The 19,089-nt window shown below is 66.7% G+C and carries 17 protein-coding genes and 1 tRNA gene; 14 read left to right on the top strand and 4 right to left on the bottom strand.

Annotation, left to right across the window (positions count from 1 at the left end; all coding sequences use genetic code 11):
- Nucleotides 1–2 precede the first annotated feature (2 nt).
- Complete coding sequence (locus AC1M0F_RS01420) at nucleotides 3–851, bottom strand: Sir2 family NAD-dependent protein deacetylase (RefSeq protein WP_480236424.1); 849 nt, start codon at nucleotides 849–851, stop codon at nucleotides 3–5.
- Nucleotides 852–971: 120 nt separating this feature from the next.
- On the opposite strand from AC1M0F_RS01420, the gene AC1M0F_RS01415 reads away from it, so the two are divergent.
- Nucleotides 972–1,796, top strand: coding sequence for a TrmH family RNA methyltransferase (locus AC1M0F_RS01415; RefSeq protein ID WP_480236423.1), 825 nt, complete (start codon nucleotides 972–974; stop codon nucleotides 1,794–1,796).
- A 53-nt stretch (nucleotides 1,797–1,849) separates the two neighbouring features.
- On the top strand, nucleotides 1,850–3,082 hold the full coding sequence (locus tag AC1M0F_RS01410; protein ID WP_480236422.1) for a D-alanyl-D-alanine carboxypeptidase family protein: 1,233 nt from the start codon (nucleotides 1,850–1,852) through the stop codon (nucleotides 3,080–3,082).
- 16 nt (nucleotides 3,083–3,098) lie between these two features.
- On the opposite strand, the gene AC1M0F_RS01405 is transcribed toward AC1M0F_RS01410, so the two are convergent.
- On the bottom strand, nucleotides 3,099–3,920 hold the full coding sequence (locus AC1M0F_RS01405) for an SGNH/GDSL hydrolase family protein (protein ID WP_480237339.1): 822 nt from the start codon (nucleotides 3,918–3,920) through the stop codon (nucleotides 3,099–3,101).
- A gap of 118 nt (nucleotides 3,921–4,038) precedes the next feature.
- On the opposite strand from AC1M0F_RS01405, the gene AC1M0F_RS01400 reads away from it, so the two are divergent.
- Complete coding sequence (locus tag AC1M0F_RS01400; RefSeq protein WP_480236421.1) at nucleotides 4,039–5,880, top strand: DEAD/DEAH box helicase; 1,842 nt, start codon at nucleotides 4,039–4,041, stop codon at nucleotides 5,878–5,880.
- Between the two features lie 107 nt (nucleotides 5,881–5,987).
- Here AC1M0F_RS01400 and AC1M0F_RS01395 read toward each other — a convergent pair.
- A tRNA-Leu gene (locus AC1M0F_RS01395) sits at nucleotides 5,988–6,071 on the bottom strand.
- 107 nt (nucleotides 6,072–6,178) lie between these two features.
- Between AC1M0F_RS01395 and AC1M0F_RS01390 the strand changes: the two genes are divergently transcribed.
- From AC1M0F_RS01390 to mshC, 3 genes are read left to right on the top strand one after another with little or no spacing between them, the layout of a single operon-like run.
- Complete coding sequence (locus AC1M0F_RS01390) at nucleotides 6,179–7,507, top strand: M20/M25/M40 family metallo-hydrolase (protein ID WP_480236420.1); 1,329 nt, start codon at nucleotides 6,179–6,181, stop codon at nucleotides 7,505–7,507.
- A gap of 28 nt (nucleotides 7,508–7,535) precedes the next feature.
- The gene (locus tag AC1M0F_RS01385) at nucleotides 7,536–8,390 is read left to right on the top strand and encodes an undecaprenyl-diphosphate phosphatase (RefSeq protein ID WP_480236419.1); all 855 of its coding nucleotides are present in this window, start codon (nucleotides 7,536–7,538) and stop codon (nucleotides 8,388–8,390) included.
- A 40-nt stretch (nucleotides 8,391–8,430) separates the two neighbouring features.
- Nucleotides 8,431–9,678 carry a cysteine--1-D-myo-inosityl 2-amino-2-deoxy-alpha-D-glucopyranoside ligase gene (gene mshC, locus AC1M0F_RS01380; protein ID WP_480236418.1) on the top strand — a complete coding sequence of 416 codons (1,248 nt, stop codon included), beginning with the start codon at nucleotides 8,431–8,433 and terminating at the stop codon, nucleotides 9,676–9,678.
- A gap of 7 nt (nucleotides 9,679–9,685) precedes the next feature.
- Here the strand turns inward: mshC and AC1M0F_RS01375 are convergent, their stop codons facing one another.
- Nucleotides 9,686–10,594 carry a proteasome assembly chaperone family protein gene (locus AC1M0F_RS01375; protein WP_480236417.1) on the bottom strand — a complete coding sequence of 303 codons (909 nt, stop codon included), beginning with the start codon at nucleotides 10,592–10,594 and terminating at the stop codon, nucleotides 9,686–9,688.
- A gap of 89 nt (nucleotides 10,595–10,683) precedes the next feature.
- Here AC1M0F_RS01375 and AC1M0F_RS01370 point away from each other — a divergent pair, with 89 nt between their 5' ends.
- The 8 genes from AC1M0F_RS01370 (at nucleotide 10,684) to AC1M0F_RS01335 (ending at nucleotide 19,059) form a co-directional block, all read left to right on the top strand.
- Nucleotides 10,684–11,367, top strand: a complete 684-nt coding sequence (locus AC1M0F_RS01370; protein ID WP_480236416.1) for an HAD family hydrolase — start codon at nucleotides 10,684–10,686, stop codon at nucleotides 11,365–11,367.
- Nucleotides 11,364–12,437, top strand: a complete 1,074-nt coding sequence (locus AC1M0F_RS01365) for a tRNA (adenine-N1)-methyltransferase (RefSeq protein WP_480236415.1) — start codon at nucleotides 11,364–11,366, stop codon at nucleotides 12,435–12,437. Before AC1M0F_RS01370 ends, AC1M0F_RS01365 begins: the two co-directional genes overlap by 4 nt.
- A 53-nt stretch (nucleotides 12,438–12,490) precedes the next feature.
- The gene (locus tag AC1M0F_RS01360; RefSeq protein ID WP_480236414.1) at nucleotides 12,491–13,423 is read left to right on the top strand and encodes an FKBP-type peptidyl-prolyl cis-trans isomerase; all 933 of its coding nucleotides are present in this window, start codon (nucleotides 12,491–12,493) and stop codon (nucleotides 13,421–13,423) included.
- A gap of 36 nt (nucleotides 13,424–13,459) precedes the next feature.
- The gene (locus tag AC1M0F_RS01355; protein ID WP_480236413.1) at nucleotides 13,460–14,500 is read left to right on the top strand and encodes a helix-turn-helix transcriptional regulator; all 1,041 of its coding nucleotides are present in this window, start codon (nucleotides 13,460–13,462) and stop codon (nucleotides 14,498–14,500) included.
- Nucleotides 14,493–15,479, top strand: a complete 987-nt coding sequence (locus tag AC1M0F_RS01350; RefSeq protein WP_480236412.1) for a helix-turn-helix transcriptional regulator — start codon at nucleotides 14,493–14,495, stop codon at nucleotides 15,477–15,479. Before AC1M0F_RS01355 ends, AC1M0F_RS01350 begins: the two co-directional genes overlap by 8 nt.
- Nucleotides 15,480–15,545: 66 nt before the next feature.
- A complete protein-coding gene (locus AC1M0F_RS01345; RefSeq protein WP_480236411.1) occupies nucleotides 15,546–15,842 on the top strand; it encodes a twin-arginine translocase TatA/TatE family subunit in 297 nt (98 codons plus the stop codon).
- Nucleotides 15,843–15,889: 47 nt separating this feature from the next.
- Entirely contained in the window at nucleotides 15,890–16,639 is a 750-nt protein-coding gene (gene tatC / locus AC1M0F_RS01340; protein WP_480237338.1) for a twin-arginine translocase subunit TatC, read from the top strand.
- Nucleotides 16,636–19,059 carry a DEAD/DEAH box helicase gene (locus AC1M0F_RS01335; RefSeq protein WP_480236410.1) on the top strand — a complete coding sequence of 808 codons (2,424 nt, stop codon included), beginning with the start codon at nucleotides 16,636–16,638 and terminating at the stop codon, nucleotides 19,057–19,059. The genes tatC and AC1M0F_RS01335 overlap by 4 nt, the downstream gene beginning before the upstream one ends.
- Nucleotides 19,060–19,089: the final 30 nt, after the last annotated feature.

Genomic DNA, 19,089 nt, shown 5'->3' with positions numbered 1-19,089 from the left:
GCTCAGCCGAGCAGACGCTCCGCAAGGGCGGCGAGGGTCTCTGACGCCCCTGCGTCCAGTTTCACGGTCGCCCGCGAATCGCCCTTGGTCTCACCCCGGTTGATGATCACGATCGGCAGCTTGTTGCGCCTGGCGTGCTCGAGAAGACGGATGCCCGAGTTGACGACGAGGGACGACCCGGCGATGACGAGGGCGTCCGCTGTCGCAACCAGGTCCCTGGCCTCGGAGAACTTGTCAGAGGGAACGAACTCGCCGAAGAACACGACGTCCGGCTTGAGCGGACCTCCGCAGACGGAGCACACCGGCGCGATGAAGTCGTCGACCTGACTGATCTCGGCGTCTCCGTCGGGGTTCAGGGTCACCGCATCCGGCTTCGACAGCCACGGGTTCTCGCGGTCGATCCGTGATGCGATGCTCGACCGGGCGAAGGTCTGGCCACAGTCCAGGCAGTGGACACGATCCATCGAGCCGTGCAGGTCAACCACGCGGCGCGACCCGGCGCGCACGTGCAGCCCGTCGACGTTCTGGGTGACGACACCGTTGACGAGGCCGGCACCCTCCAGCGTCGCCAGCATCCGGTGGCCGGCGTTGGGCCTGGCGGCGTCGAACATGGCCCAGCCGAGGTGGCTTCCTGCCCAGTAGCGTTTGCGTGACGCGTCGTTGAGGAGGAACTGAGACACCGTCATCGGTGTCCGCTTCGGGGCGCCTGCACCCCGGTAGTCGGGGATCCCCGAGTCGGTGCTCACCCCTGCGCCGGTGAGCACGGCGAACGTGCCACCGGAGAGGACCGCGTAGGCTGCATCGAGCCCGCGTTCGTCCACCTCAGGCGTCGATCCGGTGATCATGGTCATGTAGCCTCCGAAACCCGCGACTGTCACGATGGTAAACAACCCACATGTCGGAATTGTTTCGCCACAGCCCGTCGCCGGGTCTTCCCTCAGAGACTACGCCACCCCAGACGAAGGAATCCCGTGCAGATCGTCCCCATCACCGACCTCAGCATCGATGGCCTCACCGACTACGCGCGACTCACGGACGTCGCCCTCCGCCGGGTCACCGAACCGGCAGGTGGCCTGTACATCGCCGAGTCTCACAAGGTGATCGCCCGGGCGATCGCCGCAGGGCACGTACCCCGCTCGCTGCTCCTGCAGGAGCAATGGCTGGACGACGTCGCGCCCCTCGTCGAACAGTTCCCGGACCTGCCGGTCTACGTCGGATCCTCCGACGTCCTCGAATCCCTCACCGGGTATCACATGCACCGCGGCGCCCTCGCGGCCATGCACCGGCCCGAACTCCCGTCGATGGAACGGCTGATCGCCGGGGCGACGCGTGTCGTCATCCTCGAGGACATCGTCGACCACACCAATGTTGGCGCGATCTTCCGTTCGGTCGCGGGACTCGGCGCCGACGCCGTGCTCATCACGCCGCGATGCGCAGACCCGCTCTACCGACGCAGCGTCCGGGTCAGCATGGGAACCGTCCTGCAGGTGCCGTGGACCCGGATGCCGGAGTGGCCTGAGGCGCGCAGGATCCTCGACGCAGCCGGCTTCCATGTCGCAGCCCTCGCCCTGGACGACCGCGCCGTCTCACTCGACGAATTCGCCGCAGAGCCCCCGGAGCGGATCGCCCTGACCCTCGGGGCGGAAGGGGACGGCCTCTCGAGGCAGGCCCTCGAGGCCGCTGACTCGACCGTGATGATCCCGATGCTCCACGGAGTCGACTCACTGAACGTGGCATCCGCCAGTGCCGTCGCCCTCTGGGCGGTGCGACCACGGCCCGCTGGCACCCGCGCCTGACCTGGACGCCGCGCCGTCACGGCCTGCCCCCCGGCCGCGGTTAGGATTGTCCGGTGCCAGACTCCCGCGTTTCCGACCGCAGGCGGGTGTACCGACGCCGACGTGTGACTGTCTTCGGAATCCTCGCCATCGTCCTTCTCGTACTCGGCTACACCTCGGTCGCCCTGCTTCGCCCCATCCCGGCGAACGCTGCCGAGCTCCCGCCCGCCGCCCCGATCAGCCAGCAGGCAACCGCTCTGGCCTGGCCCGGATTCGGCAACGGCGCGATCGGAGCCGTCGGCATCGACGGCGTCCTCGGCGACCATGGCGTGCAGGAGCCCACACCGATGGCGAGTATCACCAAGACGGTGACCGCCCTCGTCGTCCTCGACAGGATGCCGCTGAAAGCCGGCGAGAACGGACCCGAGCTCACCCTGACGAGCGATGACACCCGCATCTACTCGGAGGTCATCGCCGAGGGCGGCTCGGCCGCACCGGTCGTGGCCGGCTCGGTGTTCACTGAGCGGCAACTTCTCGAGGCGATGATGCTTCCGTCGGCGAACAACTACAGCATCACGCTGGCCAACTGGGCCTACGGGTCGATGCCTGAATTCCTCGATGCGGCGAAGGCCTGGCTCACCGAACACGACCTCGCAGGAACGAGCCTCGCCGATTCCAGCGGGCTCAGCCGGAACAGCACGTCGACACCGGCCGATCTTGTGGCGATCGGCAAGCTCGCCCTCGCTCACCCGGTCCTGTCCGAGGTCGTGCAGGAGCAGTCAGCGGTGCTTCCCGTCATCGGTGAGGTGAAGAACACCAACAAGCTCCTCGGCAGCAACGGAGTGATCGGCCTGAAGACGGGAACCACCCGGGTCGCAGGAGCCTGCCTTCTCTTCGCCGCAGAAGCCACGGTCGGCGACAACACGGTCACCCTCGTCGGAGTGATCCTCGGGGCGCCCAACCACCGCCAGCTGAACGAGGCGATCACCGCGCTGATCGCGAGCACGACGAGCGGATTCCATGACGTGCAACTCGTCGCGCCGGGCGACGCCTTCGGCAGCTACACGACGCCGTGGGGCGCGAGCACCGACATCGTTGCCGCCGAGGCGGCGAGCGTCCTGGTCTGGCAGGACACGCCGGTCACCGTGACGCCAGAAGCATCCGCCCTCGAATTCGGCGAAGACGGACTCGATGTGGGAACCGTGACATTCGAGCACGACGGAGAGAGCATCGTCGTTCCGCTCGAACTGGAAGACGAACTCGTCGGAGCCGACGCCGGCTGGAAGCTCGCCCACCCGTTCGGTTGATCTTCGGCCGGTCGGCTCAGTCCTCGACGCGCGTGTAGCGCTCGGCCAGGGGCCGCTTGGCCGTGATGAAATCGCCAGAGGACTGGTGACGGATGCGACGGACCACCCAGGGCACGAGGTATTCCCTCGCCCAGACCAGGTCGGACGCCCTGGCCTGACGCCAGGTCGACAACGGCACCGGTTCGGGCTTGAGCGGCTCCAGGTCGTTCGTGACGGCGAGCGCCTTGAGCATCATTCTCGCGACCGTGTGATGCCCGAGCGGGTTGAAGTGCAGGCGGTCAGCAGACCACATGCGGCTGTCCTGGACGTCGGTCAACGACCACAGGTCGGCGACGATGCAGTCGTACTTGGCCGCGATGGCTCGGAGGTTCTCGTTGTAGATGGCCACCTTCCCGCGGATCCCTCTGAACACCGGGGAGAATCCGACGTCGACACCGGTGAACAACACGATAGTGGCGCGGTCCCTGCTGAGCCTGGCGATGGCATCCTCCATGCGCGCCGCCGTGACGTCCGGGTCCGTCCCCGGGCGGATGACGTCGTTGCCTCCCGCCGAGATGGAGATCAGGTCCGGGCGGAGTTCGAGGGCCGGTTCGACCTGTTCGGCGACGATCTGGGCGATCAGCCTGCCACGTACCGCGAGGTTTGCATAGGCGAAGTCGTCGACATCCCGGGCGAGGACCTCGGCCACTCGATCGGCCCAGCCCCTGTGACCGTCCGGCAGGCTCGGTTCGGGGTCACCGATGCCTTCGGTGAATGAGTCCCCGAGCGCGACGTATCGTGACCACGGGTGGGGGCGCCGATGAGCTTCGAATTCGTCGATCGGGCTGTGGCTGTTCAGGTGATGTGTGTTGTCGTTCACGACTTTCCTTCCATCCGGGCGAGCCTACCCCCGGCCGCCACGCCAGGGCACCCCCTGCGTTTGGGACACCTGATGACCTCGGGTAGATTACCGTCAAGTGAGTACAGAGATCTTTTCGGGGGAGCGGGCGAGCGTGGATGCCCCATCGACCCCGCGGATCGGTACCTCCGCCGCCGAACACCTCTCGCCGTCGTTCCCTGAACGGGCCGCATGGGGAACCGTTTCCAAACTGCGCGCCTGGCAGGAAGAGGCGATCGAGTCCTACTTCACGACCGAGCCTCGCGACTTCCTCGCCGCAGCGACACCAGGGGCAGGAAAGACGACGTTCGCTCTGCGACTCGCCGCGGAACTGCTGGCACGCCGCACGGTCGACAGGATCACCGTCGTCGCCCCCACCGAACACCTCAAGAAGCAGTGGGCGGACGCTGCACACCGGGCTGGCATCCGCCTGGACCCCACCTTCACGAACGCCGCAGGGCGGTACGGCCGGCACTACCACGGCGTTGTCGTCACCTATGCGCAGGTAGCTGTCCGCGCCGCGCTGCACCGGGACATCACTGAGTCGTCGAAGACCCTCGTGATCCTGGACGAAGTGCACCACGGAGGGGATGCCCTCAGCTGGGGTGACGCGATCCGCGAGGCCTTCGAATCCGCCACCCGCCGACTGTCCCTCACGGGGACCCCGTTCCGGTCGGACACGGCGCCGATCCCGTTCGTGTCCTACCTCCCGGACAAGCAGGGTATTCGCACCTCGCTCACCGACTACAACTACGGCTACGGTCGCGCCCTGGCCGACGGCGTCGTCCGTCCGGTCATGTTCATGGTCTACGCCGGGCACATGCGGTGGAAGACCAAGGCCGGCGACGAGATGGAAGCCCGCCTTGGCGAGGGCAACACGAAGGACATCACCTCACAGGCCTGGCGCACCGCCCTCGACCCGAAGGGGGAGTGGATCCCTCAGGTGCTGCAGGCCGCCGACAGGCGCCTCAGCGAGGTCAGGCACGGCATCCCGGATGCCGGTGGTCTCGTCATCGCGACCGACCAGACCGCCGCGCGGGCGTACGCCGCGATCCTCAAGGACATCACCGGAGAGAGCCCGACAGTGGTTCTCTCCGACGAGAAGGAGTCCAGCGACAGGATCGACGAATTCTCCGCGGGGGACAGCCGGTGGATGGTCGCCGTCAGAATGGTGAGTGAGGGAGTCGACGTACCAAGGCTCGCCGTCGGCGTCTACGCCACGAGCGCGTCGACCCCGCTGTTCTTCGCCCAGGCCATCGGCAGGTTCGTGCGGGCACGGCGTCGGGGTGAGACGGCTTCTGTCTTCCTGCCGAACGTTCCCAGCCTGATGGCTTTGGCCACCCAGCTCGAGTTGGAGCGGGACCACGCGCTCGACCGGAAGAGCGACGGCGAGGGCGAAGGGGACATGTGGAACCCCGAGGACGCCATGGTCGCGGAGGCCAATCGCGAGTCGAAGGCCTCAGAATCGCTTCTGGGGGAGTTCGCCTACGAGGCGATGTCCTCGACGGCCACCTTCGACCGCGTCGTCTACGACGGCGACGAGTTCGGTCAGTACGCCGAACCGGGGACGGACGAGGAACTCGACTTCATCGGGCTGCCAGGGCTGCTCGAGCCCGACCAGGTGCACGAACTCCTCAAGCAGCGGCAGGCTCGGCAGGCGAAGCGGTCATCGACGAAGCCGCAGCCGCCGGTCGCCCCGGACGCCGACGTCCCTCCGCCGCTGTACCGAACTCTCAAGGAACAGCGCAGCCTCCTCAACAGCCTCGTCGGGCTGTATGCGAAGACGACCGGCGAGCCGCACGGCCTGGTCCACGCAGAGCTCCGCCGGATGTGTGGAGGGCCGGCCGTGCAGCAGGCCAGTGTCACCCAACTGCAGTCCAGGATCGAATGGCTGCGGAAACGGATGAGCGGCAGGCGCTGACCATCGTGGGCGATCCGCCCACGATGGCGCATTCGCCGGCTGACCCGGCTTAACAGCGAAGAGCCGGACCATTTCTGGTCCGGCTCTTCTACTGTCTCAACACAGTGTGCGCGAAGGGGGACTTGAACCCCCACGCCCGTAAGGGCACTAGCACCTCAAGCTAGCGCGTCTGCCATTTCCGCCACCCGCGCATGTGTTCCAGCAGCCAATATTTCTGCTGCCGAGGTAAGACTTTAGCACGATTTTCGGACGCTGTTTTCCACCTCACACAAACGGACGGGACGGTAGCGTGGTGAGCATGCTTTCCGCAGACGCGACCCCTCCAGAGACCGACGCCACCCTCGATGAGACCGTGCGTGTGGCGCGCGACCTCATCCGCATCGACACCACGAATTACGGCGAGGGACGCTCGAAAGGCGAGACCGCCGCAGCCGAATACGTGGCCTCATACCTGCGCGACCTCGGCCTGGAACCGCAGCTGTTCGACTCAGAGCCCGGCCGTACGAGCGTGATCGCCCGGGTCGAAGGCCGCGACAGCAGCAAGGGCGCCCTCGTCGTGCACGGCCACCTCGACGTCGTCCCCGCTGACGCCGCCAACTGGAGCGTCGACCCGTTCGGCGGGGAGATCCGCGACGGGATGCTGTGGGGCCGCGGCGCCGTCGACATGAAGAACATGGACGCCATGATCCTCACGGCCGTCGCCGAGCTGCTCCGCACGGGGGAGCGGCCGGCCCGCGACCTGATCCTGGCCTTCTTCGCCGACGAGGAGAACGGCGGTGTGTACGGCTCGCACTACCTCGTCGAGAACCACCCTGAACTCTTCGACGGAGCGACGGAGGCGATCAGCGAGGTCGGCGGCTACTCGATCTCGATCGACGGCAAACGGGCGTATCTCGTGCAGACAGGCGAGAAGGCGCTCCTCTGGGTGAAACTCATCGCGCGGGGCCCTGCGGCACACGGTTCCCGTGTCGTCCGAGAGAACGCCGTCACCAGACTCGCGGAGGCTGTCGCGATCATCGGTCGGCAGGACTGGCCGATCCGGCTCACCGCGACCACGACAGCCCTCCTCGGGGAGGTCGCCCGCATCCTCGGCGTCGAGCCGCAGACGCTCGGCCCTGACGAACTCGCCCTCGCGACCGGCACCGCATCCGGTTTCATCCAGGCCTCGCTCCGGACAACGACGAACCCGACCGTCCTCACCGCCGGATACAAGCACAACGTCATCCCGGACATGGCAGAGGCTCTCGTCGACATTCGCTCCCTCCCCGGCGAAGAGGATGCCGTCCTCGCGGCCGTCCAGGAACTCATCGGCCCAGACATCGAGATTGAGATCCTCCACCGTGACGTCGGCCTGGAGAACGACTTCTCCGGACCGCTCATCGACGCGATCTGCTCGACCCTCGCCGACCACGACCCCGGCGCAGACGTTCTGCCCTACCTGCTGCCCGCAGGGACGGACAACAAGGCGCTGTCGCTCCTCGGCATCACCGGGTACGGCTTCGCCCCGCTGCGGCTGCCGGAGGACCTCGACTTCCCGGCCATGTTCCATGGCGTCGACGAACGCGTCCCGCTCGACGCATTAGTCTTTGGCAGGCAGGTCCTCACCGACCTCCTCCGCAGCTACTGACACCCAAACGGCAGGATCGACTACACCCGTGGACCTTCTCAACGCGATCATCCTCGGCCTGGTACAGGGCCTGACCGAGTTCCTCCCGGTCTCATCGAGCGCCCACCTGCGCATCGTCGGGGAGTTCCTCGGCACAGGCGAAGACCCTGGCGCCCGCTTCACGGCGATCACCCAGATCGGCACCGAACTGGCCGTCATCATCCTGTTCTGGGGTGACATCGTCCGCATCATCCGTGCCTGGTTCCGTTCCCTCGCCGGCAAGGTCCCGCGCAACGACCCCGATGCCATGATGGGCTGGCTGATCATCATCGGCTCGCTGCCGATCGTCATCCTCGGGCTTCTCTTCCAGGACCAGATCGAGACCACGTTCCGGTCGCTCTGGTTCACTGCCTCGATGCTCATCGGTTTCGGCCTCCTGCTCGGGCTCGCCGACTGGGTGGGCCGCAAAAACCTCAAACTCCAGAACCTCGGCTACCGCGACGGCATCATCTTCGGTTTCGCGCAGGCACTCGCACTCATCCCGGGGGTGTCCCGCTCCGGCGGCACCATCACCGCGGGACTGTTCCTCGGCTACGAGCGGGCCGCAGCAGCGCGGTACGCGTTCCTGCTAGCCATCCCCGCCGTTCTCGGCAGCGGCTTCTACCAGGTCTACAAGTCGGTCGCATCGCCCTGCGTCGATGGCGCCACGAACTGTACGCCCGAGATCTACGGCCCGCTGGAAACCCTCGTCGCCACGGTCGTCGCGTTCTTCGTCGCCCTCGTCGTCATCAAGTTCTTCATGAACTACATCTCGAAGCGGAGCTTCCTGCCGTTCGTGATCTACCGGATCGTCCTCGGCCTCATCATCTTCGTCCTGCTCGGGACCGGCGTCCTCTCGGCCTGACGCGTCCTCGGCACGCTGCCGGCCGGTTTAGGCTGGGACAGTGAAGGCATGGAGCAAACCCGAGATTCCGACCCTTCCAGGACTCTCAGAGGCGCCGTGCATCTATGACACGGCCACGCGCGGGCTCGTGGAGGCGCACACCGGTGACACCGCACGGATCTATGTCTGCGGCATCACGCCGTACGACGCCACGCACATGGGCCACGCGGCGACCTACCTCGCCTACGACACCCTGCAGAGGGTGTGGCTCGACGCCGGCCTCGACGTGCACTTCACCCAGAACGTCACCGACATCGACGACCCGCTGCTCGAACGTGCGGCTGCGACCGGAGTGGACTGGCGTGAACTCGCCGCCAGCCAGGTCGAACTGTTCCGCGGCGACATGGAAGCGCTCAGCATCCTCCCGCCAGAGGACTACGTCGCCGTGACCGAGGTCCTCGATGAGATCGCCGAGGCCGTCCGCCGGCTCGTCGCCGCCGGTGTCGCCTACGAGGTGCCGACACCGGAGAGCCGGGCAGGGTCCGACATCTACTTCGACAGCGCCGCAGCCGCAACGATGAGCCCGTGGGCGCTCGGAGAGGTCAGCAGCCTCGACGCCGAGACCATGGCTCGATTCTTCCGTGAACGTGGGGGAGACCCCGACCGCGCGGGCAAGCGGGACACCCTCGACCCGCTGCTCTGGCGAGCGGCCCGCGACGACGAGCCGTCCTGGGCGAGTGTCGTCGGCGCCGGACGTCCCGGCTGGCACATCGAGTGCTCCGTCATCGCCCTGATGGAACTCGGTCGCGACTTCACCGTGCAGGGTGGTGGATCCGATCTCATCTTCCCGCACCACGAAATGAGCGCTGGGCACGCCGCAGCTCTGAGCGGGCATCCGCTGGCGCGGGTGTACAGCCACACCGGCATGGTCGCGTACAAGGGCGAGAAGATGTCGAAGTCGCTCGGCAACCTCGTGCTCGTGTCCCGGCTCGTCGAGTCGGGCATCGACGCGCGCGCTATCCGCCTGACCCTGCTCGCGCACCACTACCGGTCGGACTGGGAATGGACGGATGCCGCACTTGCGACCGCGCAGGACCGCCTGGCCCGGTGGAGCGCAGCGCTCGGCGACGGGGCGGCGGCAGGACCTGCCTCCGCCGTCGATGCCCTCGCCAGGCTCCGCGAAGCGCTGCGCATCGACCTCGACAGCCCGAAAGCCCTCAGCGTGATCGACTCAGCCGTCGCCGCAGGGGTCGACGACCCTGCACTGCTCCAGCGGGCCGTGCACGCCCTGCTCGGCGTCGTGCTCTGACCGACGGCTAGCGGGGTGTCGGCGGTTCGTTCCTGCCGTCGCCCTTGCCGTCCGCCGAGCGGCGCAGGTACCGCTCGAACTCCTTGGCGATGGCCTCGCCGCTCGCCTCAGGCGATTCCACCGTGTCCCTGGCCTGCTCCAACTGACGGATGTATGCAGCCATGTCTTCGTCTTCGCCGGCGAGGGCATCGATGCCCTGCTCCCATTCGCTGGCCTCCTCGACGAGGTCACCGCGGGGGATGACGACGTCGACGATCTCCTCGAGCTTGTCGATGAGGGCGAGAACCGCCTTCGGCGACGGCGCGTTGTGCACGTAATGGGGAACGGATGCCCAGATGGCGAGCGTCGGAATGCCCGCGTCCTCCGCTGCCTCGGCGAGGACGCTGAGGATCCCGACGGGACCCTCGTACATGCTCCGCTCGATCTGCAGCTCTGACCGGACCTCGGGGTTCTCGCTCGACGCGAAAATCGAGATCGGCCGTGTGTGCGGAACATCGGCGAGCATCGCTCCGAGGAACACCACGGCGGAGATGTCCGCGGTGAGCGCCGCGTCGACGATCTCGGCGGTGAACGCCTTCCAGCTGCGTGAGGGCTCCACGCCGACGAGGAGGTACACGTTGCCGCCGTTGTCCCCAGAGACGCTGAGTTCGGCGTCGTCGGCGAGAGGGGCGACAGGGGATTGCGGGGCAGACGGACCGTAGAGGGTGGCCGTCGGCCAGGTCAGCCGGCGTCTGGAATCATCATCGACGCCGATGACCGGCCGGTTGAACTGGTAGTCGTAGTACAACTCGGGATCGAGTTCGAGCACAGGAGCGACGTCGAGTTGTTCCTGCAGCACACGGACGGCACCGGTAGCCGCTTCTCCGGCGTCGTTCCAGCCCTCGAACGCGACAACCAGCAGTCGACCCTTCAGCAAGAGCTCCCCAATCCGTGGATCCACCCGCGCCAGGTGCGAGGGTTCATCCAAGAATAGGCGCAGTCCGCCACCGGGTAGCATTGAAACCCGTGACTACACAGCTTCCCGCCGCCGTCCTCTGGGATATGGACGGCACTCTCGTCGATACCGAACCGTATTGGATCTCCTCGGAGACGGATCTCGTCGAGTCCTTCGGCCACACCTGGACCTACGAGGATGCCATGACCCTCGTCGGGTCAGGACTCTGGGAGTCCGCGCGGGTCCTGCAGTCGCACGGCGTCGATATGACCGAGGACGACATCGTCCACCACCTCACCTCCCGGGTGCAGGACCGGCTGGCCCGCGATGGCGTCCCGTTCCGGCCAGGGGCGCGCGAACTGCTCGAAGAGCTCCGCGGCCTCGGCGTGAAGACCGCCCTCGTGACCATGTCGATCCGGTCGATGGCCGAACAGGTCGTCGGGCACCTCGGCTTCGACGGCTTCGACCTCCTCGTCACCGGCGACGAAGTCGAACACCCCAAACCTCACCCGGAACCGTACCTCCGCGCAGCCGAACTCCTCGGAGTCCCGATCGCCGAGTGCGTGGCCATCGAGGATTCCCGGGCCGGGCTGGCCTCCGCCGTCGCCTCAGGGGCGATCTCCGTGGCCGTCCCGCACGCCGTGAGCATCCCCGAGGCGTCCACCCACACCATCTGGCCGACCCTGGCCGGCAGAACCAGCACCGACCTGGCGGCCCTGGTCGCCGCCGGCCGAAGCGAAGGAACCCCACGATGACCGAATCGATCGACGCCGAGCGTCCCGTTGACGAACGCCCGCAGAACTCCGGGCCGTTCCGAGTGGGCGACCGTGTGCAGCTCACCGGCCCGAAGGGCAAGCGCAACACCATCACGCTCGAGCACGGCAAGGAATTCCACACCCACCGCGGCATCGTCGGGCACGACAGCATCATCGGTCTCCCGGACGGCTCGGTCATCACCACGAGCGACGGCATCGAATATCTGGCTCTCCGGCCGCTGCTCGTCGACTTCGTCATGTCCATGCCGCGCGGCGCTGCCATCATCTACCCGAAGGATGCCGCCCAGATCGTCGGTCAGGCGGACATCTTCCCCGGAGCGACCGTCGTGGAGGCGGGCGTCGGCTCTGGGGCTCTGTCACTGTGGCTGCTGCGTGCCATCGGACCGACCGGGCGCCTGGAGTCCTTCGAACGCCGAGACGAATTCGCCGAGGTGGCGAGGGGCAACGTCGCCACCTTCTTCGGCTACGACCCGGAGAACTGGCGGGTCTCCGTCGGTGACCTCACCGAGACCCTCCCGCACACGGTCGAACCGGAATCGGTCGACCGCGTCGTCCTTGACATGCTCGCCCCGTGGGAGTGCATCGACGAGTGCGCGACGGCGATGAAGCCGGGAGGGGTCCTGCTCTGCTACGTGGCGACCGTCACCCAGCTCTCCCGTGTCGCCGAGGCGATTCGGGTGACGGGCCGGTTCACCAACCCCGACTCCAACGAGACGATCGTCAGGGGCTGGCACGTCGAAGGACTCGCCGTGCGGCCCGACCACCGCATGATCGGCCACACCGGCTTCCTCATCACCGCCCGCAGGCTCGCCCACGGCGCCGTCCTGCCCGAGCTGAAGCGCCGGCCGAGCAAGTCCGACTTCAGCGACGAGGACGTCGAGCTGTGGACCCCCGGTGCTCTCGGCGAACGGAACGTGAGCGCCAAGATCCTGCGCAAGCGGGTCCGCACCGCCAACAACTCCGCTCAGCTCAGCCGCTCCCGCACCTTCGACGACGCGCCGGATGCCGTGGACGACGCCGCGGAACCCGACGGCACCCTGACCGACTAAAATAGCCACGCGACCTCGTCGCATCCGCCCTCCCAGCATCGAAGAGAGATCCCGTGCGCAAGGCACCTGTACTGCTCCTGTCCGCCGGCCTGTTGACGGCCGCCCTCACCGGCTGCGCGCCTTCTGCTGCGGATGCCTGCGAGTCGACGACTCCCGACGGGAAGGCTTCGCAGCTCATCACCGTGACCGGTGACTTCGGTTCGGCCCCGACGGTGGACATCCCGACGCCGCTGAAGGCGAAGCAGACCGAGCGCACTGTCGTGACCGAGGGCGACGGAACCGTCATCGACGGCGACCAGCTCGTGAAGATGAGCTTCGCGCTCTACAACGGCACGACGGGTGAAGCCATCGAGCAGGCCGCGTACACCGACCCCGCGGTCTACCTCCCGTCGCAGTTGCTTCCAGGCATGACCGAGAGCCTGCAATGCGCGACGGTCGGCTCACGCATCGCCGTAGCCATGCCGAGCGCGGACGCATTCGGTGCAGACGGCGCAGCCGCAGGCCTCGGCGAAGACGACTCGATCATCATGGTCGCCGACATCACGGACGCTTTCCTGGCCAAGGCGAACGGGGCAGACCGCCCGATCGTCGAACCGGGTTTCCCGTCGGTGGTGACCGCTGCGGACGGCACCCCAGGACTCACCATCCCCAAGTCCGACCCGCCGACAGATCTCAAGGTCGCGGTACTCAAGGAGGGCGACGGCGACGAGGTGACCACGAGCAACTCGATGGTCGTCCACTACACCGGCGTGCTCTGGAAAGAGCGGACCGTCTTCGATTCGTCATGGGAGAAGGGCGTTCCGACGGTCTTCACCGCAGACGCGATCGTCCCGGGCCTGGCGACGGCCCTCGTCGGCCAGAAGGTCGGGTCGCAGGTCCTCGTCGTGATCCCGCCGAAGCTCGCATACGGCGACCAGGCGAGCGGCGCCGTCCCGGCGGGTTCGACCCTGGTGTTCGTCGTCGACATCCTCGGCACCATCTCCTGACCGTCCCAGCGCCTGCCGCGCAACTAGGATGAAGTCGTGTCAGAACCCACCGAAGCAGCAGCGCAGCGCGTCGCCGTCGAGGAACGTCTCTTCAGCCTCGTCCTTGCCCTGCTCGCGACCGAGCAGGGCCTGACGAAGTCGGAGATCCTCTCGACGGTGCAGGGGTATCGGCAGCGCTATTCGAGTTCGGGTGGCAACGCCAGCCTCGAGCGCCAGTTCGAGCGCGACAAGGATGACATCCGCGAACTCGGCATCCCGCTCGAGACCGTCGAGTCGCCGGGGGACCCAGGCAACAATCAGCTCACCCGCTATCGCATTCCCAAGGGGGAATACGATCTGCCCAAGGAGCTCACCTTCTCGCCCGCCGAGATCGCGATGCTGTCGCTGGCCGCGACGGTGTGGCGCCAGGGCTCGTTGTCGGACGAGTCGCACCGCGCCATCCTGAAGCTGCGGTCCCTCGGAATCGAGTCGGATGAACCGGTGATCGGATACGCCCCGCGCGTTCGGATCCGGGAGAGTGCTTTCGAGCCGCTCAGGCAGGCACTCGACCTCAACAGCGTCGTCGAGTTCCCGTACCTCAAGCCGGGCGAGTCCCGCGCCAGGACCCGAACGGTCGCACCCCTCGCCCTCGTCCAGCATCACGGCCGCTGGCACCTCTCTGCCCACGACCTCACCGTCGACGACGGGCGCACCTTCCTGCTGTCCAGGATCGTCGGGCCCGTCGTGCCGGTGAAGCGCACCTGGAAGCGCAGCGAGAGCGGCGGCTACGCCGAGAAGTCACTCAACGACCTCGACGCACTCTGGGCGTCGCAACGCGCCGTCATCCGGGTGGAGCCGGGAACGGATGCCGCAACCCGGCTCGCCAAGCGGGCTTCGGCCTCCTCGGACGACACCCTCGAACTCCACTACACGGACGTCGATGTGCTCGCAGACGAACTCGCCGCATTCGGCCCTGAGGTCCTCGTCGAGTCCCCACGCCGACTCGTCGACGCGGTGATCGCCCGCCACGTGAAGACCGTCCGCTCGCACCGCGGCGGGTCGGGCACCGGATCACTGACGGGGGAGAACCGTGGCTAAAGCTGCACTGCACGCACGGGACAAACTGGCATTCCTGCTCTCCCTCGTCCCGTACCTGATGGACCACGGGCACGTCTCCGTCGCCGAGGCGGCCAGGCACTTCGGGGTGGACGAAGAACTGATCCGGGAATCGGTGCGCCTCATCGCCGTCTCCGGCGTCCCGGGGGAGACGAGTTCCTACCAGCACGAAGACCTCTTCGACATCGACTGGGACCTGTTCGAGGACAGTGACGAGATCGTCATCACCCACCTCGTGGCCATCGATGACTCGCCCCGGTTCTCCGCCCGTGAGGCCGCTGCGCTCATCGCCGGGCTGCAGTACCTCTCTTCGCTGCCCGAGCAGGCCGACCGTGACGTGCTCGGATCCCTGATGTCCAAACTCGCCCGCGGCTCGAGCGGCAGGCCGAGCGAGGTCGCCGTCGGTTCGAGCGAGGTCGACAGCACACTGTCCCGCATCCGCGACTCGGTCGCCGCAGGGCACAGGATCGAGTTCGACTACCTCAACTCCAGGGGCGAGGCCGAGAAACGCCGCGTCGACCCCCTCCGTATCCAGTCGCTCGACCAGGACTGGTACCTCAGGGGATGGGATCACCTCCGCCAGGCCGTGCGCACATTCCGGCTCGACAGGATGAGCAACCTCGTGGCGACCGACGAGCCGATCAGCCATCACGCCGGGGAGGTGGCTCTCACAGACAGCCTGTTCGAGAGCTCGGACACCGATCTCGCCGTGGTCGTCGAGCTGCCGGACGATGCGATCGGCATGATCGCCGAATACGTCACGACGGATGCCCCGGTGCACGGCAGGAACGGGCGGTCGCGGGTCACCCTTCACGTCGCCCACCACCACGGACTGAAGCGGCTCATCGCCGGCCTTTCCGGTGTCGTCACGGTGATCGGGCCCGACACGGCGCGTGCGCGCGTGGCTGACTGGGCGCAGGCGGCCCTCGACCGCTACGCTGAACGAGTTGACGAGCAATGAGGCACGCGACATCCGGAAATCCACTGTAAACTGAGCCGGATACACGACTGACTAAAAGGACACATCATGGGAATCTTTGGCAACCTCACGGGATGGCACCTGCTCGTCATCGTGTTCCTGGTGCTTCTGTTGTTCGGTGCTCCCAAGCTGCCCGGTCTGGCGAAGAGCGTCGGACAGTCGATGAAGATCTTCAAGGCTGAGATCAAGACCGACAAGGACAAGGACAAAGTCGACGACGCCACCGGCACTCCTGTGACCCCGGTGACTCCGGCAGCGACCATCGACACGACCCCTGCGCCCAGCGAGCAGTCGGCCGGAGTGAACCCGACCACGGGTGCCCCCGGGTCCCAGACGAAACCGTAGGGTTCGTGGCCGCCCGTATCAAACAGGGCAGGAACGCCGAAGGCCGGATGTCGCTCGGTGCGCACCTGGTCGAGCTGCGCAAACGCCTGTTCATCAGCGCCATCGGCATCGTCGCCGCCATGATCATCGGCTTCGTCGTCTCCGACTTCGCCATTTCGGCCATGGCCGCCCCGATCACAGAGATCGCGGAGGGCCGAGGGCAGGCGCTGCTCAACTTCGACAACGTAACCGGGGCTTTCGACCTGCGCATGAAGGTCGCGTTCACGATCGGCATCGTCATCTCCAGCCCGATCTGGCTCTATCAGATCTGGGCATTCCTGGTGCCAGGGCTGACCCGCAAGGAGATCGGCTACGCCCTGGGCTTCATGCTCAGCGCTGTGCCGCTGTTCCTCGCCGGTTGCGCTGCGGGCTGGATGGTCATGCCGCACATCGTCGAGCTGATGGTCGGATTCACGCCGGCCGACGCGTCCAACTTCTTCAACGCCGGCGTCTACTTCGACTTCGTGCTCAAGCTCGTGCTTGCCGTCGGGATCGCGTTCGTCGTCCCCGTCTTCCTCGTCCTGCTGAACTTCGTCGGCGTGCTGAGCGCCAAGACGATCATCAAGTCGTGGCGGGTCGCCGTCCTGGTGATCGCACTGTTCTGCGCCGTCGCCACACCGGCTGCCGATGTCATCTCGATGTTCATCCTGGCCGTCCCGATGGTGCTGCTCTACTTCGCCTCCTATGGTGTCGCTTTCCTGCACGACCGCCGCGCCGCGAAGCGCCAGCTCGCATTCGATGCAGAATTGGCGGTGTGACCGTCGATCTTTCCCCCGCGGAGCGTTACGCGGCCGCCCAGCGCAAGACCCCCCTGCTCGACGCGTTCCGCGCGAAGCAGCGATTCGACCTCGACCCGTTCCAGCTCGAGGCCTGTGCGAGCGTCGAGGCAGGCAACAGCGTGCTCGTCGCCGCACCGACCGGGGCAGGGAAGACGATCATCGCCGAGTTCGCGATCTATGCCGCGATGCAGCGCAGCAGGGCGAAGGTCTTCTACACAGCGCCGATGAAGGCGCTGAGCAACCAGAAGTTCAACGAGCTCGTCGCGGAGTACGGTGCCGATTCCGTCGGACTGCTCACCGGTGACACCAACATCAACGCCAGGGCCCGCATCGTCGTGATGACCACAGAGGTCCTCCGCAACATGCTGTACGCCGACTCCGACCTGCTCGCCGACCTCGCTTACGTCGTCATGGACGAGGTGCACTACCTCGCCGACCGATTCCGCGGCGCCGTCTGGGAAGAAGTCATCATCCACCTCCCACAGGAGGTTCGGATGGTCTCACTCAGCGCGACGGTGTCGAACGCCGAGGAGTTCGGGGACTGGCTCCAGGCCGTCCGCGGGCACACGGAGGTCATCGTCTCGGAGGAACGCCCTGTCCCTCTCGATCAGCACGTCCTCATGGGCGGCAAGCTCATCGACCTCTTCGCCGCACCCAGCCTGGCCGAGACCCATTCGGTGAACCCCGAGCTGGTCAGGATGGCGCAATTTGGCGGGCGCACCCTCAACTCGAAGCAGTACAAGGACGTCAGCAGGTACAACGCCAAGCGGGGCCAGCGCACCCAGCAGCGAGTCGACAGGGGACAGGTGGTCGACCTGCTCGACGAGCACCACCTGCTGCCGGCCATCTTCTTCATCTTCAGCAGGGTCGGATGCGACCAGGCCGTCGCGCAGGTCCTCCGATCGGGCATCCGCCTCACCGAAGCGCACGAGCGCGATGAGATCCGGGAGATCGTCGAAGAGCGCTGTTCGGCGCTGCAGGACGAGGATCTCGGAGTTCTCGGCTATTGGGAGTGGCTGGACGGCCTGGAGCGAGGCATCGCCGCGCATCACGCCGGCATGCTGCCTGCCTTCAAGGAGGTCGTCGAGGAGCTGTTCAGGCGCAAGCTCGTCAAGGCTGTCTTCGCCACCGAGACCCTGGCGCTCGGAATCAACATGCCTGCCCGCACCGTCGTCCTCGAGAAACTCGAGAAGTTCAACGGCGAAGCGCGGGTTCCGATCACCCCGGGGGAGTACACCCAGCTCACCGGGCGCGCGGGGCGTCGCGGGATCGACGTCGAAGGTCACGCGGTCATCGCCTGGCAGGAGGGGCTGCACCCACAGTCGGTGGCATCGCTGGCCTCCCGCAGGAGCTACCCGCTCAACTCCAGCTTCAAGCCCACCTACAACATGGCCGTGAACCTGATCGACCAGTTCGGCCGAGAGCGGACCAGGGAGATCCTCGAGTCCTCGTTCGCCCAGTTCCAGGCGGACAGGGCCGTCGTCGGCATGGCACGCAAGGTTCGCGAGCAGGAAGGGTCCCTCGAAAAGTACCGCGAAGCGATGACCTGTCACCTGGGCGATTTCGCCGAGTACGCGGGCATCCGTCGCGAACTGACCGACCTCGAACGGAAGAGCACTCACCCTGAACACCAGTCCAGGTCGCAGAACGAGCGCCGCCAGCGCCAGCTCGTCTCTCTCCGCAAACGGATGCGCGCGCACCCGTGCCACGGCTGTTCCGATCGCGAGCAGCACGCCAGGTGGGCCGAGCGCTGGTTCACCCTGAAGAGGCAGACCGACCAGCTCAGCCGCCAGATCTCCACCCGCACCGGCGCCGTCGCAAAGATCTTCGACCGCGTCACTGACGTGCTCCTCGAGTACGAGTACCTTCTCCGCGACGAGAACGGCCAGGTCGAGCTGAGCGCCGCCGGGCGCACCCTCAAGCGGATCTACGGCGAACGGGATCTCCTCGTCGCCGAGGCGCTCCGCCGCGGCGTCTGGAACGACCTCGACCCGGCCAGCCTGGCAGCGATGGCGTGCTGCATCGTCTTCGAGCCCCGCAGGGACGAAGGCTCGATCGCCGACAGGTATCTCCCGAAGGGTGCATTCCGCATCGCTCTCGACAAGACCCAGGATCTGTGGGCGAGGCTCGACGACACCGAGCAGGAGAACCGCCTTCCCGGGAGCGAACCGCTCGCGACCGGACTGTGCGTCGCGATGCACAAATGGGCGAGAGGCTCGAGCCTCAACGTCGTCCTCACCGAGGCGGACATGGCCGCAGGCGATTTCGTCCGCTGGACCAAGCAGACGATCGACCTGCTCGACCAGCTCTCGATCGTCGCCGACGGGGGAGTGGGCCGAAACGCCCGCAAGGCTCTCGAGGCGATCCGCAGGGGGATCGTCGCATACAGCGCCGTGTGATCAGACACCCAGCCAGGGCAATCTAGGCTG

Source organism: Mycetocola sp. Y719, from assembly GCF_056713205.1.
Note: the sequence above shows the minus strand (reverse complement) of the source record. Positions and strands in the feature narration are given on the sequence as shown.